The sequence below is a fragment of the Xanthomonas sp. CFBP 8151 genome (assembly GCF_011761885.1).
In the GTDB taxonomy this organism is placed as follows: domain Bacteria; phylum Pseudomonadota; class Gammaproteobacteria; order Xanthomonadales; family Xanthomonadaceae; genus Xanthomonas; species Xanthomonas arboricola_B.
Genome location: NZ_JAASQZ010000003.1, coordinates 532,234 through 546,845, shown reverse-complemented (window position 1 = coordinate 546,845; position 14,612 = coordinate 532,234). Strand labels below are relative to the sequence as shown.

The 14,612-nt window shown below is 66.5% G+C and carries 10 protein-coding genes; 5 read left to right on the top strand and 5 right to left on the bottom strand.

The genetic code is table 11. The features are described 5' to 3' along the window. Positions 1-11 precede the first annotated feature (11 nt). The 4 genes from FHT08_RS16630 to FHT08_RS16615 all read right to left on the bottom strand — a co-directional run bounded on the left by FHT08_RS16630 (position 12) and on the right by FHT08_RS16615 (position 9,612). Positions 12-2,273, bottom strand: a complete 2,262-nt coding sequence (locus FHT08_RS16630; protein WP_166775825.1) for a sialidase family protein — start codon at positions 2,271-2,273, stop codon at positions 12-14. Between the two features lie 110 nt (positions 2,274-2,383). Then, on the bottom strand, positions 2,384-5,107 hold the full coding sequence (locus FHT08_RS16625; protein ID WP_047130316.1) for a TonB-dependent receptor: 2,724 nt from the start codon (positions 5,105-5,107) through the stop codon (positions 2,384-2,386). 340 nt (positions 5,108-5,447) lie between these two features. After that, positions 5,448-8,378: a TonB-dependent receptor gene (locus FHT08_RS16620; RefSeq protein WP_047130315.1), complete on the bottom strand. Its 2,931-nt coding sequence runs from the start codon at positions 8,376-8,378 to the stop codon at positions 5,448-5,450. 262 nt (positions 8,379-8,640) lie between these two features. Further along, positions 8,641-9,612 (bottom strand): LysR family transcriptional regulator, encoded by a 972-nt coding sequence (locus tag FHT08_RS16615; protein WP_047130314.1) that lies wholly within the window; start codon positions 9,610-9,612, stop codon positions 8,641-8,643. A gap of 373 nt (positions 9,613-9,985) precedes the next feature. Here FHT08_RS16615 and FHT08_RS16610 point away from each other — a divergent pair, with 373 nt between their 5' ends. The 5 genes from FHT08_RS16610 to fdxA all read left to right on the top strand — a co-directional run bounded on the left by FHT08_RS16610 (position 9,986) and on the right by fdxA (position 13,984). After that, positions 9,986-10,618: a 2-dehydro-3-deoxy-6-phosphogalactonate aldolase gene (locus FHT08_RS16610; RefSeq protein ID WP_047130313.1), complete on the top strand. Its 633-nt coding sequence runs from the start codon at positions 9,986-9,988 to the stop codon at positions 10,616-10,618. Continuing rightward, positions 10,615-11,763, top strand: a complete 1,149-nt coding sequence (gene dgoD, locus FHT08_RS16605; protein ID WP_047130312.1) for a galactonate dehydratase — start codon at positions 10,615-10,617, stop codon at positions 11,761-11,763. The genes FHT08_RS16610 and dgoD overlap by 4 nt, the downstream gene beginning before the upstream one ends. Next, the gene (locus tag FHT08_RS16600) at positions 11,757-12,668 is read left to right on the top strand and encodes an SMP-30/gluconolactonase/LRE family protein (RefSeq protein WP_047130311.1); all 912 of its coding nucleotides are present in this window, start codon (positions 11,757-11,759) and stop codon (positions 12,666-12,668) included. Before dgoD ends, FHT08_RS16600 begins: the two co-directional genes overlap by 7 nt. Then, positions 12,665-13,543, top strand: coding sequence for a 2-dehydro-3-deoxygalactonokinase (locus FHT08_RS16595; protein WP_047130310.1), 879 nt, complete (start codon positions 12,665-12,667; stop codon positions 13,541-13,543). The genes FHT08_RS16600 and FHT08_RS16595 overlap by 4 nt, the downstream gene beginning before the upstream one ends. Before the next feature lie 117 nt (positions 13,544-13,660). After that, the gene (gene fdxA, locus FHT08_RS16590) at positions 13,661-13,984 is read left to right on the top strand and encodes a ferredoxin FdxA (RefSeq protein ID WP_006453280.1); all 324 of its coding nucleotides are present in this window, start codon (positions 13,661-13,663) and stop codon (positions 13,982-13,984) included. Between the two features lie 99 nt (positions 13,985-14,083). Here fdxA and FHT08_RS16585 read toward each other — a convergent pair whose 3' ends face one another. Further along, the gene (locus tag FHT08_RS16585; RefSeq protein WP_047130309.1) at positions 14,084-14,602 is read right to left on the bottom strand and encodes a hypothetical protein; all 519 of its coding nucleotides are present in this window, start codon (positions 14,600-14,602) and stop codon (positions 14,084-14,086) included. Between the last annotated feature and the right edge of the window lie 10 nt (positions 14,603-14,612).

The window sequence follows — 14,612 nt, the reverse complement described above, 5'->3', positions numbered from 1 at the left end:
GCACGCAGCGCTCATCGTGGGTCGCCGTAGAAGATGCCACGCCCACCGGTGGCGAAGTACACGCGCCCCGGGATGCGCGGATCGCCGGTGACGCTGTAGGGCTTGCCCAACCGGTGCGCGTCGTCGTTGATGCGCAACCACTGCGCGCCGTCGTCGTCGGAGCGGAACACCCCATCCACTCCCTCGACGCGGCCGGCCAGATACAGCACCGGCGGTGCGTCCTCGCGCAGTGCCTTGCCGATGCCCAGCGAACGCGCCTCGTCCGGCTTGGACAAGGTCTGCAAACGCCCATCCTGCCAGCGCATCACGCCCAGCGCGGGGCTGGCCAGATACACCACCCCCGCCCGCCACGGATCCGGACGCAGCTGCGGACGCGCACGTTCATCGCGCGCCGGGCTGCCGACCTGCGCGCCGGTGTCGCGAAAGGTCTCTGCGCCATCGCGGCTCTCGTACAAGCGCCCGCTGGCGGTATCCACTGCGTACCAGCGCCGCGCATCGACGCGATCGGCCACCGCCACCGCAGTCTCTGGCAGCCCCTGCAAACGCTGCCAGTGCTTGCCGAAATCGCCGGTGCGCCAGCTGCCGCCCTTGTCCGGCGCCCACACCACCTGCGAGGCATCGGCGGCGATAGCGATGTTGCCGGCGCCCTGCCCGGCGGGCGGCTCGCTGGCGAACACCGTCCACTGCGCGCCGCCATCGCGCGAAAAGAGCGCACGGATCTCGTTGTTGCGGCGGTCGCGCACGGTACCGCTGCGCACCACCCACTGCGCGGCCTGCCCGGCGGCATCGATGCTCTCGCCATTGGTCAGGCGCGGGCCGGCGTACTGCAGCTGCGCACGCTCCAGATCGTCGTGCCGGAAGCCGTCGATATCGCCCAGCGCACTGAGCAGGTGCGCGCCTTGCATCGGGCTGAGCAGATCCAGCGGCACGGTCTCTTCCAGCCCGCGGTCCTGGAACCACCACTGCAACGGCCGCTGCTGCCTGGCGAAATCCTGCAGATTGCGCGAGGCCCAGATGCCGTAGCCGGTAACGAACAGCGCGTGGTTGCTGTCGAACGGATCGATCGCCAGCGCGCCCATCCAGTGTGGCGTGGCCTGCGCGGTCCACGGCGCTGCGCTGTGATCGAACTGCGCGCCCGCCAGCAACGGCGTCCAGCTGCGGCCGCCGTCGACGCTGCGGAACAGCTCATCGCGCGGGCTACGACGGCGGAAGGTGCTGGCCAGCAGCACCTGCGGCTGTTGCGGATCCACCGCCACCGCGCCCCAGCCGAAGCCATCGCCGCCGGCCGGCTGCGCGATCGGGCTGATCTCGCTCCAGCGCGCCTGCGCCGGGGTGTATTTCCACAGCGCGCCGCCGGCCATCAGGTCCGGCCCGGGCTGGTCGCCGTAGCTCAGGTACCACTGCCCATCGCTGCCGCCGGCCATGTGACTGGGACGCAGGCCCTTGGGCTGCCCGGCCACCGCCGACCAGCTGCGACCGGCGTCGTCGGAAACATACACACTGGTCTGCGCGGTGGACACGCCGACATAGATACGCGGCGTCGGCCGGCCGGCGCGGCCGCTGGCGGCATCGAAGACGACAAAGGCGATGCCCACCGCCTGCTCGCGTCCGACATGATTGCGCGCCGTCGCGCCCGCCAATGCCTCGGCGGGAAATGCGTCCACCCGCGCCCAGTGCGCGCCGCGATCGTCGCTGCGCCACAGCCCTGCATCGCGTGAGCCCAGCAACAGCACACGACCATCGTGCGGGTCCACCGCCAGCCGTTCGCCGTTGGAACGACCCAGTTGGTTGCCGCCGAGTTTGAACGGCAACTCGGCACGCTCGAAGCTGCGGCCGCGGTCGAACGAGCGCAGCACCGCGGCATTGCCGGCGCGCTCGTGCATGTAGGTGCCCGCGGCTAGGTACAGCGCCTGCGGGTCGGCAGGATCGACCGCAAACGCGTCGATCCCCATCAGATTCCAGTCGTCGGCGCCCAGCCAGTCGGTCAACGCCACCCACTGCTGCGCGCGCGCATCCCAGCGGTACGCACCACCGACATCGGTACGTGCATACGCAAGATCGCGCTCGGCGGGATGAAACAGCACACCGGTGACGAATCCGCCACCGCCGATGGCGACGCTGCGCCATTGGTAGGGCCCCTGCACCGCCGGGTCGGCAGCCTGCAGCGGCAGGATCGAAAGCGACAACAGCAGCAGCAGTGCCAGACACATACGGACCGGCCACATCGCTGCGGTAACGCGGCGCACAGTAGGCGGATCGATCACGACGATCATTCCTCCGGCTCCCCTTGCGATCGACGGCATGCCGTCGATAGGAAAAACACCGGCCCGACGGGCTGCCTGCACAGCTCGCCGGACCGGAGACGCACTTCCTACGGCGCGTTCTACAGGCTGGCCCGCAATGTCAGGCCATACCGACGATCGTTGATCACGAAGTCGCGGTAGCGCGACTCGGTGCCCAGATAGCTTTCGCGACGGGTATCGAGCAGATTCACGCCATCGAGCGAAATCGACCACACATCATTGATGTTGAAGCGCAACGAGGCATCCAGCTGGCCGAAGCCCTTGTTATAGACCGGCAGGTTGCCGGTGCCGTTGCCCGCGGTGGTCACCAGCCAGTCGCTGCGCCAGTTGTAGGCCACACGGCCCTGGAAGCGCGAGGTTTCGTAGCTGAGGATCGCGTTGTAGCTGTTCTTGGACAGGCCTTCCAGCGGCACGGTCAGCGCCTGGCCGTTGGTGTCGGTGGCGGTGGGGCTCGGTGCCTCGCTGTCGACATAGGTGTAGTTGGTCTGCAGGCCGAAGCCGCTCAGCCAGCCCGGCAGGAAGTCGAAGAACTGCGTGTAGCCCAGTTCCGCACCGCGGATCTTGCCGGCATCGCCATTGACCGGACGGGTGATCTGCCAGACCTGGCCGTCGTAGACTTCGTTGAAGACGGCGTTGGCGATGAAGCCTTCGACCTTCTTGTAGAACAAGGTGCCGTACATCATCGAGCCCTGGCCGAAGTACCACTCCAGCGCGGTATCGAACTGGTCGGCCTTGACCGCTTCCAGACTCGGGTTGCCCGCGGTACCGGTGAAGGTCGAGGCACCATTGGAGGTACCGGTGCTCAGGCTCAGGTTCGGGTTGAGCCGGTCGAAGGTCGGGCGAGAGATACCGCGCGAAGCCGCAAAACGCCACTGCAGCTGATCGCTCAGCATCCAGCGCAGGTTCAAGCTCGGCAGCACGTCGGTATAGGTCTGCTGCGCATCCACCGGGATCAGTCCGCCGCCTTCGCTGTCGGTCCCGGTACGCACGCCCTGCGAGCCCACCTCGGTCCGCACCACGCGCACGCCGATGTTGCCGTCGAACGGAATCCAGTCGCTGTCCACGCCGAAGCGCAGCACGCCATAGGCCGCGTAGGTCTTCTCGTTCTGCGTATTGATGTTGTTGGGCGCAAACTCCAGCGGGCTGGCACCGAAGGTGGCCAGGGTCTGTTCGTAGTTGGCGACCGCCGAATCGGCAGCCGTCAGCGTACGGCCGAAGGTGCTGCTCTCACCACGGAAGAAGTCGGTGATCGGGTTGGACACCAGACCGATGCTCGGGTACTGCGAGAACGGCGTGCCCGAGCAATCGTTGATGCACATGAAGCGCCAGACGTTGCCCTTGGTCTCGGCATCGCGGTCGGTGTAACGCACGCCAGCCTTGAAGCTGCGCGCGAAGTCGCTGTCGAAGGCCAGATCCATGTCGGCGCGCCAGGCGAACTCGGTGCCCTTGTTGTCGTCCTTGTTGTCCAGGTGCCAACGCCAGCCGTCGTAGTTGTTGGCATCGGCCAGATAGCCTTCCGCGCCGCTGGCATCGGTCACCGACAGGCGCGGCAGATCGCCACGGAAGTCGACATTGAACTGCGGGCTGGTGTCCTGCCCGGTGGCGATGATGTAGCGCGTGCCCTTGGTGGTGGCATCGACATACTGGAAGTCGGTGCTCAGGGTCAGCTTCTCGTTGACCGTCCACTTGGCGCCCAGCGAGTAATCGGTGGTCACCGAATGCCGCTCTGTCAGGCTGGTGTTGGACTCGGTCGGCACGTTCTGGAACGAGCCATTGACGAACTCGTTGCGGTCGTTGACCTGGATGCCCGGCAAGCCCTGCATCGGGTTGCCGCCGGTCAGGGCGAAGAACGAATAATCGTGCCAGCTGAAGTCGTAATCCGAACGCAGCACCTGCGTGTAGACCTCGACCGAGTCGTTCGGACGCCACTGCATCGCAAACGCACCGGTCTTGCGCTCGCGCTCGCCAACGGTGGTGTTGATGCCGGCGCCGTGCGGCACAGAAACTTCCTGGCCTTCATAGCCCGGCAGATCGGTCTGCGTGTACCACGGCTCGATCGAGATGGTGTCCTGGCGGAACGGACTCTTCTGCTGCGAATAATTCACGAGCAGGCCGATCTCGCCGATGCCGGTCTGCCAGCGATCGCTGAACAGGCCCGAGAACGCCGGCTTGCCGTCGTCGGCCAGGTCGTAATAGTTGTACTGCACGCTGCCGGCGATCTTGCGGCCGTCGTAGTCGAACGGCAGGCGCGTGCGCAGGTCGACGGTGCCGCCCAGGCCACCTTCGATCATGTCGGCCGAGGGATTCTTGTAGACATTGACGCCGCCGAGCAATTCGGCCGACACGTCCTCGAAGCTCAGGCCGCGGCCATCGTTGGCGGTGAAGATGTCACGGCCATTGAGCTCGGTGCGCACCTGGGTCAGGCCGCGGATGGCGATCGAGCTGCCTTCGCCATAGTTGCGTGAGATCTGGATACCGGAAATACGCTGCAGCGCTTCGGCGACGTTGTTGTCGGGCAGCTTGCCGATGTCTTCGGCAACGATCGAATCGACGATCTGCTCGGCGTTCTGCTTGACCAGCTGCGCCTTGGTGACGCTGCTGCGCGTGCCGGTGACCTGCACGGTGTCGAGTTGCTGGGTGGTGGAGTCCTGAGCCGGAGCGGCAGTGGTGGTCGCGTCCTGCGCATAGGCCTGCGCGCTCAGCAGCGTGGCCACACTGAGGGCCATCACGGAGCGGCGGAAATCACGGATCGAACGCTGACCCACAGTCCGGCCTGCCGGAATGTGGCGATGTTGCACTGACATGGTGCTCCCTCCCAGGACGCATGTACTTCTAATTTTTTAGCGGGTCGGTGCGCGAACGCCCTGCCCGTCGTTGGTGCTGGCCCGCATCCGCCCACGACCGGAAGGCCGGGCGGTTGCAATGCGTGGTAATCCTGACAAGGCGTACCTAGCGGCTGCGGCCGGAGCATAGGGCGGCGCCGTCGTGCCACACCAATGAAATATTCCTGGAAAGCTATTCGTAAAAACTATAGCAACCCCGACAAACCCGCCGGGTCTGGCATTGCCGACCCGGCGGGCCGGATCGGCAAAAGCGGGCTCAACTCCGCGAGCCCGGACACAGCAGTTCCGTGACGGCCTGCGCTTACCAGTTCATGCGCAGCACCAGCGAGTAGCGCCGGTCGTTGACGAAGGAAGAGCGCGTATACAGACGCCGATCCACTTCACCGCCTTCGTAGGAGGTCGGCCCCATCAGCACCTTGGTCACCGTGTTGGTCAGGTTGTTGGCCTGCACGCCCAGTTGCAGGTGCGCGTTGAAGCGGTAGAAGAACGAGCCGTCGAGCTGGCCGTAGTCGTCGGCCCAGGTGGGCAGACGGGTGGACGCATCGCTGGTGGTCAGCAGGTAGCGCGAGCGCCAGTTGTAGGCCAGGCGCAGCGACAACGGCCCCTTCTCGTAGATGCCGGCCAGGTTGTAGCTGCGCCGCGACAGGCCTTCCAGCGGCAGCTCGACCCCGGTGACGGTGGTATTGGTGTACGGGTCGGTGGCGGTGTTGGCACCGCCCTGGCTGTCGACGAAGGTGAAGTTGGCATTGACGCCGAACCCGCTCAGCCAGCCCGGCAGCTGGTCGAAGAACTGGGTATAGCCCAGCTCCGCGCCGCGGATGGTGCCCTCGTCCATGTTGTACGGGCGTGTCACCAGCCAGGGGCGGTTGTCGTAGATCTCGCTGCGGGTCTGGGTGGAGAAGTAGTCCTTGACCTTCTTGTAGAACAGCGTGGCGTACAGCATGTCGCTGGTGTCGAAGTACCACTCCAGCGCAGTGTCGAACTGGTTGGCCACCATCGGCTTGAGGTTCGGGTTGCCGGCGGTGCCGACAAAATCGGTCGCCTGGCCGGCGTCGTTGGTTTCCACGTTGAGCAATACATACGGCTGCAACTGGGTGTAGTCCGGGCGCGCCATCGCCTTGGAGGCGGCAAAGCGCCACTGCAGGCTGTCGGTGAAGCGCAGGCGCAGGTTCAGGCTGGGCAGTACGTTGGTGTAGCTGCCCTGCGAGTTGTTCTCGAAGTACTGCCCGGTGTAGCGCGCCTGCAGTTCCGGCGAGACATTGAGCCCGGCCAGGTTCTGGAACTGGCCGAAACCTTCGGCCTGGGTCTTGGTCTGCACCACGCGGATGCCGATGTTGCCATCCACCGGCACGCCCCAGGCCTCGTCGTTGCCGAAGTACAGCGCCGCGTAGGCGGCCTGGGTGCGTTCGTGCTGCCGGTTGGTGTCCTGCGGCTGATAGGTGTCCGGCGCCCAGCCGTAGCCGCGTAGCGCCACGATCTGCTGGATCATCTGCGAGGCCGAGGCGTAGTTGTTGACCAGGCCGCTGTTGGGCACCACCAGCGTGGTCGGCACGTTCACGCCGCCACGGAAGAAGTCGGAGAAGGTGAACAACGACGACTGGTCGGTCATGAACTCGGACATGTTGGCCAGGCCGTTGCTGGTGCCCGGAATGGCGGCCCAGTTGTCGGAGATCACGCCCCAGTTGTAGCCGGAATTCTTGTTGATCTGGTTGCGGTCGGTGGCGCGCATGCCGAAGCGCGCAAAGCGCAGCCAGCTGCTGTCATCGAAGGTGTATTCCAGATCCACGCGCGTGGACAGCTGACGCCCGCGGTTCTTGCCCAGGTGGTCCATCGCCGCCGCCCAGAAGTAGTTGGACGGGTCCTGGGTGAAGGCCGGGTTGGCGATCTGCACGCTGGGATACCTGCCCGACACGTCATACGACAGGCCCGGCAGATAGGTCGCACTGAACACGGTGAAATCCAGCTGTTCGTTCTCCGACTCCACCAGCTGCATATCGCCCTTGATCTGCAGGTTGTCGTTGAAGAAATGGCTGAAGCCCACCGACATGTCGGTGGTGGTGGTGCGCTGTTCGGAATAGCGGTTGTCGGTGTTGAAGCGCACGCCGTCGCCGGTGAGCACCCCGCGCCACGAGCTGGACACCGGCGAGCCGCGCAGGAAGCCGCCGCGATCGTCGTAGTCGAAGGTCGTGCCTGGCGCCGGCGTGATGCTGTTGTTGCTGTCGTTGAAGAACGCGGCGCGCTCCTGCCAGTTCATTTCGTAGCGCGAGCGCAGGAACTGCGCGTAGATCTCGGTGGCATCGCTGGGCTTCCACTGGAACGCCGCCGCGATGCCGTCGCGCTTGCGCTCGAAATCCAGCTGACGCCAGTTCACCCCGCCCGGCACGAACACCTCGCTGCGTCCGCTGCCGGCCAGCACGGCCTCGTCGGTGCGCCGCACGTACGGCTCCACCTGGATGCCGTCCGAGCGCGTGGCCAGCTCCGAGTGCGCGACGTCGATCATGAAGCCCATTTCGCCGATGCCGGTGTTCCAGCGGTCGCTGAACAGGAACGAGGCCGACGGCTTGTACTTCTTGCTCATGTCGCCGTAGTTGTAATCGACATTGCCACCGACGATCCGGCCCGGGTTGTCGAACGGCATGCGCGTGCGCAGATTGACCGTGCCGCCCAGCCCCCCTTCGATGATTTCCGCCGAGGGGTTCTTGTACACGTCCACCCCGGCCATCAACTCGGCCGGCACGTCTTCGAAGCTCAGCCCGCGGCCGCTGGCGGCGCTGAAGATGTCGCGGCCATTGAGTTCGCCGCGCACCTGGGTCAGGCCGCGGATCATCACGCCACTGCCTTCGGCGGAGAAATGGTCCGGGTCACTGCGCGCGGCAAAGTGATCGATGGTCACGCCGCTGACGCGCTGCAGGGTCTCGGTGACGCTGCGGTCGGGCAAGGCGCCGATGTCCTCGGCACTGACCGAATCCACGATCTGGCTGGCATCGCGCTTGATCACCTGCGACTTGATCAGGCTGGCGCGCACACCGCGCACTTCCACCGCATCCAGATCCACCGCGTTGCCGGCAGTATTGCCGGCGGGGGCAGTCGGGGGCGACTGCGTCTGTTGGGCGTACACCGGTGCGGCGAGCAACAGCCCGATGCTGACGGCCATGGCGGAATGACGCAAACGCGGGGTACGACGTGCGTGCACGCCCGTCCCTGCCGAGGCATGGCTTGAAAACTTGTACATCTGAATCCCTCCCAGGACGCAAGACGACGGAAGACTGGTTAGCGCGGCACCGTCAACGGGCCGCGTGATCGTGCAGGACACGGACGTTGCCGCCCGGCTCCACCTCCCACTGCATGGCGGCTTGGCCGCCGATCACCTGCCCGACTTCACGTGCGCTTCAGCGTGCGATCTGGCTCACAGATATAGGCGCGTGGTCTAGCGCCAGCCAATGAAAAATTCACAGCCTGGTATGCCCTTCTGGAATACGAATGGAAGAGCCCGCTTATCCAGTGGATTCCGGCCCGCGCAAGGCCGGATACAAACGCCGTGCAGTGGTGCGCAGCGCCTGCAGGATGCGCTCGGCCCCCGGCGGCAGGATGTAATCGCGCCGGCGGATGATGCCGAACGACTCCATGCGCACACCCAGCTCGATCGGCAGCACGGTCAGCAGCTTGGCCTGGATCAGCGGCGCCACCGATTCCACCGGCAAGGCGGTCAGCATGTCGGTGCCACGCAGCAGCGTGGAGGTCACCGGCAGCGACGAGGTCTCGATCGCATTGGTCGGCGTCTGCACGCCGTGCTCCATGAACATCGAGTCCAGCCGCGCGCGCAGCACGCTGTCGGCTGGCGGCAGGATCCAGCCATGCCGTACCAGATCCGCATGCTGCAGGCCGGCCCGGCTGGCCAGCGGATGGCCGGCACGCGCGATCACCGAATGCGGCTCGTCGGCCAGCGGCTCGAATTCCAGCTCGCCCACGCCCTCCGGCCCCAGGATGCGGCCGATCACGATGTCCAGCTGGCCGTCCAGCAACTTGGCCACCAGCGGGCGGCTGTAGTCCATTTCCACCCGTACCAGGATGTCGGGGAATTCGCGCTTGACCTCGGCGATCGCCTGCGGCACCAGGTTGGTGCCCGGATTGACCACGGTGCCGATCGAGGCCTGCCCCATGCGCCCGGCACGCAATGCGGCGATTTCTTCCTGCGCCCGGCCGATTTCCGACATCGCCGCGCGCGCACGCCGGATCAGCACATGGCCGTACCAGGTCGGCTCCACCCCGCGGGCATGCCGCTCGAACAGTTTCACACCTAGCATGTCTTCCATTTCCGCCAGCAGCTTGGAGGCGGCCGGCTGGGTCATGCTGGCAGCCTCGGCCGCACGCAGCACCGAGCGTTGTTCGTGCAGATGTAATAGCAGCAGCAGCTGGCGGGTCTTGAGGCGGGCAGCGTTGAACCAGGGAGTGCCGGAATTTGCCATGGGAGGTCGCCACGCAGCTGTATTCGTAGGAGGAATAGAATATGCCGAAAATTTCATTTGCAGCACATATCTCCCCGCGCGAGGCTATCGAGCGCCGCAGCAGGAGCCCCTACCTCCCGGGCGCGGCCAGAACAGACGTGACCCATCTTTCCCGAGGTGGCAACACGCACGCCATGATTGCGGAGGTGGACGACGATGACGGCAACTTGCCGGCCAATTGCAGGCCGTGGGAGTGCGCACGCAAGTGCGGCAGCCACTTCGTCGCGGCTGCCTGCCGCTCTCCGCGCGCCGCCATGCAGCGCAGCAACCTCCCCCGACGTTGGCGCCCATCCGGGTGCCGACGGCCGTTTTCCGCTCTATCGCGAGTAACACGATGACTTCAGACTCTACCGCCAGCCTGTTCGCCCTGCCGCTGATCGCCATCCTGCGCGGCATCACGCCGGAAGAAACGCTCGACCATGTCGGCGCATTGATCGACGTCGGTTTCGACGCGATCGAGATCCCGCTCAATTCGCCGCGTTGGGCCGAGAGCATCGCGCTGGCCCAGCAGGCCTACGGCGAGCGCGCCTGGATCGGCGCCGGCACCGTGCTGCGCAACGACGATGTCGACACCCTGGCCGAGATCGGTGCGCGCTTCATCGTCACTCCGAATACGCGCCCGTCGCTGATCCGCCATGCGGTGTCGCGCGGGCTCACCGTGGTCGCCGGTTTCGCCACCGCCAGCGAGGCGTTCGACGCCATCGATGCAGGCGCAACGATCCTGAAGCTGTTCCCCGCCGCCACCTATGGCGCCGCGCATGTGCGCGCGCTGCGCTCGGTGCTGCCCAAGCACATACCGGTCTATGTGGTCGGCGGCGTCAGCCCGCAGACCCTGGCCGGCTTCCTTGCGCAGGGCGCCGCCGGGGCCGGCATCGGTGGCGAACTGTACAAACCCGCGCAATCGCTCGAAACGACCCAGACGCATGCACGCGCCTTCGTGCAGGCCTACCAGGAACTGCAAGGATGAAGATCACCCGCCTCACCACCTACCACGCCGCACCGCGCTGGCTGTTCCTCAAGGTCGAGACCGACGAGGGCATCACCGGCTGGGGAGAGCCGGTCATCGAAGGGCGCGCGCGCTCGGTGGAAGCCGCCGTGCACGAACTGGCCGGCTACGTCGTCGGCAAGGATCCGGCGCGCATCAACGACCTGTGGCAGACCATGTACCGCGCCGGTTTCTACCGCGGCGGCGCCATCCTGATGAGCGCCATCGCCGGTATCGACCAGGCCTTGTGGGACATCAAGGGCAAGGCGCTGGGCGTGCCGGTGTACGAGCTGCTGGGCGGGCTGGTGCGCGATCGCATGAAGACCTACCGCTGGGTCGGCGGCGACCGCCCGGGCGCGATCATCCAGCAGATCACCGACTACCGCGCGCTGGGCTTTGACACCTTCAAGTTCAACGGCACCGAGGAGATGAAGCTGATCGACAGCGCGCGCGCGGTCGATGCGGCGGTGGTCAAGGTCGCCGAGATCCGCGAGACCTTCGGCAACAGCATCGACTTCGGCATCGACTTCCACGGCCGCGTCGGCGCGCCGATGGCCAAGGCGCTGCTGCGCGAGCTGGAACCGTTCAAGCCGCTGTTCGTCGAGGAACCGGTGCTGGCCGAGCAGGCCGAGTACTACCCGCGCCTGGCCGCAAGCACCTCGATTCCGCTGGCGGCCGGCGAGCGCATGTTCTCGCGCTTCGAATTCAAGAACGTGCTGTGCGCCGGCGGTATCGGCATGGTGCAGCCGGATCTGTCGCATGCCGGCGGCATCACCGAATGCGTCAAGATCGCCGCGATGGCCGAGGCCTACGACGTCGGCTTCGCCCCGCACTGCCCGCTCGGCCCGATCGCGCTGGCCGCCTGCCTGCACGTGGACTTCGTTTCGCACAACGCGGTGCTGCAGGAACAGAGCATCGGCATCCACTACAACGAAGGCGCCGACCTGCTCGATTACGTCGTCAATAAAGACGATTTTCAGTGTATCGATGGCAGTATCGCCGCACTGCCCAAGCCCGGGCTCGGTGTGGAGATCGACGAAGACATGCTCAAGCGCGCAAACGAAAATCCGCCGGACTGGCGCAACCCGGTCTGGCGTCACAGCGATGGCAGCATCGCCGAATGGTGAGCACGCCCGAACACACCGCCGTGCTGGCGGTCGACAGCCGCTGCACGCATGGCGAAGGTGTGCTGTGGTGCGAGCAACGTGAAGCGCTGTACTGGGTGGACATCAGCGAGAAGCGGCTGTGGCGGCATCATCCGCACAGCGCGCGCACGCAGTACTGGACGCTGCCGGACCGCCCCGGTTGCCTCGGCCTGATGGACGACGGCCGCGTGCTGATCGCGCTGGCCAAGTCGATCTGCATCGCCGACCCGGACAACGCCGACGCCGACACGCTGCCGCTCGAGCACCTGGCCGACATCGAAGCCGACAACCCGCACACGCGCAGCAACGACGGCCGCGCCGACCGCAACGGCAACCTCGTGTTCGGCACCATGGACGAGCACGACCACAAGGCTGCGCGCGGCGCGATGTACCAGTTCTCGCTGCGCCACGGCCTGCGTGCGTTGCCGCTGCCGGGCGTGTCGATCCCCAACTCGATCTGCTTCAGCCCCGACGGCCGCACGCTGTATTACTGCGACTCGCTGCGCCCGCAGATCCTGTGCTGCGATTACGACGCCGCCACTGCGCAGACCAGCAACGTGCGCGTGTTCACCACGCTGGACCGCGACGATGCCGAGCCGGACGGCTCCATCATCGACAGCGAGGGTCATCTGTGGAATGCGCAGTGGCGCGCCTGGCGCGTGGTGCGTTACCGCCCGGACGGCAGCATCGAGCGCATCGTGCAGTTGCCGGTCAAGCACCCCACCTGCAGCGCCCTCGGCGGTGCCGCGCTGGACCGGCTGCACGTGATCAGCTCGCGCCTGGACCACAGCGCCGACGAACTGGCCCGCACCCCGGAAGCCGGCGGCCTGTACGTCTGCGACGTGCCGATCAGCGGCCTGCCCGAGAGTCGGGTGGCCAGCGCATGATCGCCATCGACTGGGGCACCAGCAGCCTGCGCGGCTATCTGCTCGCTGCCGACGGCACGGTAGTGGAGCAACGCCGCGGCAGCGGCGGCATCCTGGCCTGCCAGGGCCGCTTCGCCGAAGCGCTGAGCACGCTGGTCGACGGCTGGGACGGCCCGCTGCTGCTGTCGGGCATGATCGGCAGCCGCAATGGCTGGGTCGAGCAGGCCTATCTGCCCTGCCCGGCCGATACCGCCGCCCTGGCGCAGGCGATGCGCAGCTACACCGACCTGCTGCCCGGCCGCACGCTGTGGTTCGTCCCCGGAGTGAGCACCGGCGGGCAGCGCGGTGTGCCCGATGTCATGCGTGGCGAGGAAACCCAGCTGGTCGGCCTGATCGCCGCACTCGGCGACGGCGAGCACGTCGCCTGCCTGCCCGGCACCCACAGCAAGTGGGCGCAGATCGCCAACGGGCAACTGACCGGTTTTGCCACCGTCATGACCGGCGAGCTGTATGCGGTGCTGCGCCAGCACAGCATCCTGGGCAAGCTGATGCAGGACGACCCTGCAGACCTGGACACCGACGCCTTCGCGCAAGGCGTCGACCGCAGCGCCGACCCTGGCGGCCTCAGCCACCACCTGTTCGGCGCCCGCACGCTGGGCCTGTTCGACCGCCTCGCCGCCACCGCGCTGCCGTCCTACCTTTCAGGCCTGCTGATCGGCCACGAACTGCGCGACCAGTGCGGCACTCACGCCAGCGTGCACCTGGTCGGCAGCCCCGGGCTGGCGCAACGCTACGCGCTGGCGCTGGCGCAGTTGGGCGTGCAGACGCAGCTGCATCCGGAAGATCTGGCTGCGACGGGATTGTTCGCGCTGGCCAGGCAACGCGGGCTGGCCTGACCGGAGACGGTCAGGCCCGCGCCGAGCGCCCAGGGCTGGAGGCCGACACATCCCGGCCAACCCCACACCGGCCACCGGACTGCTTTAGAATTGATAGGCTAAACGCCGGATTCCGCCATGCCTTTTGTTGTCACCGAAAACTGCATCAAGTGCAAATACACCGACTGCGTCGAGGTCTGTCCGGTGGATTGCTTCCACGTCGGCCCGAATTTTCTGGTCATCGACCCGGATGAGTGCATCGACTGCACGCTGTGCGAGCCGGAATGCCCGGCCAATGCGATCTACCCGGAAGACGACGTCCCGGCAGGCCAGGAAGGCTTCGTGGCGCTCAACGCCGAGCTGGCCAAGGCCTGGCCGGTGCTGACCGTGCGCCAGGAGCCGCTGCCCGATGCCGCCGAGTGGGACGGCAAACCCAACAAGCTGCCACTGCTGCAACGCTGAATCAGCGCCCGGCAGCATCCAGCCGGGCACCCATGCAGCAAAAACGCAGAACGGGCGCCCGAAGCGCCCGTTCTGCCGTCTGCGATGGCTGCAGCGGCCTCAGCCGCCCAGCTTGCCCTTCAACGCCGTGATGACCGCCACCGGCGCTGCCGCCGTGGCCGGCATGCCGCGCGGATCCACCGCCGACACATAGCTGCCGGCGTCGACCTTCACCACGCGCACCAGGAAGCTGGACCCCTCGTAGCTCACGTCGTAGGAACCGAGCATCTGCGCCTTGCTGGCGATGGTCAGGCCGGGGATGTCGGCCAGCGCCGCGCCGACCTTGGCGAACACCGCGTCGCGCTCGCCCGGCACGGTGAAGCCGCTGTTGGCGCTGGCAGACGGCGGCGCCGAGGCATTCTGCTGTGCGGTCGATGCCAGCGTCGGCACCTTCATCGCACCGGAGGTGTCGGGCAGGTTCAGATCCGGCGGCACTTCCAGCGGACGGGCTTCCGGGGCCAGCGCGTAGTCACCGCGTGCGCCCTTGTGGAACCAGCTGCAACCGCTCGTGGCGGCGACGGTGGCGGTCGCCAGCAACGCGAGCGAGAGCACGCGGACGGGGGAAACGGAATGACGCATCGATAGATCT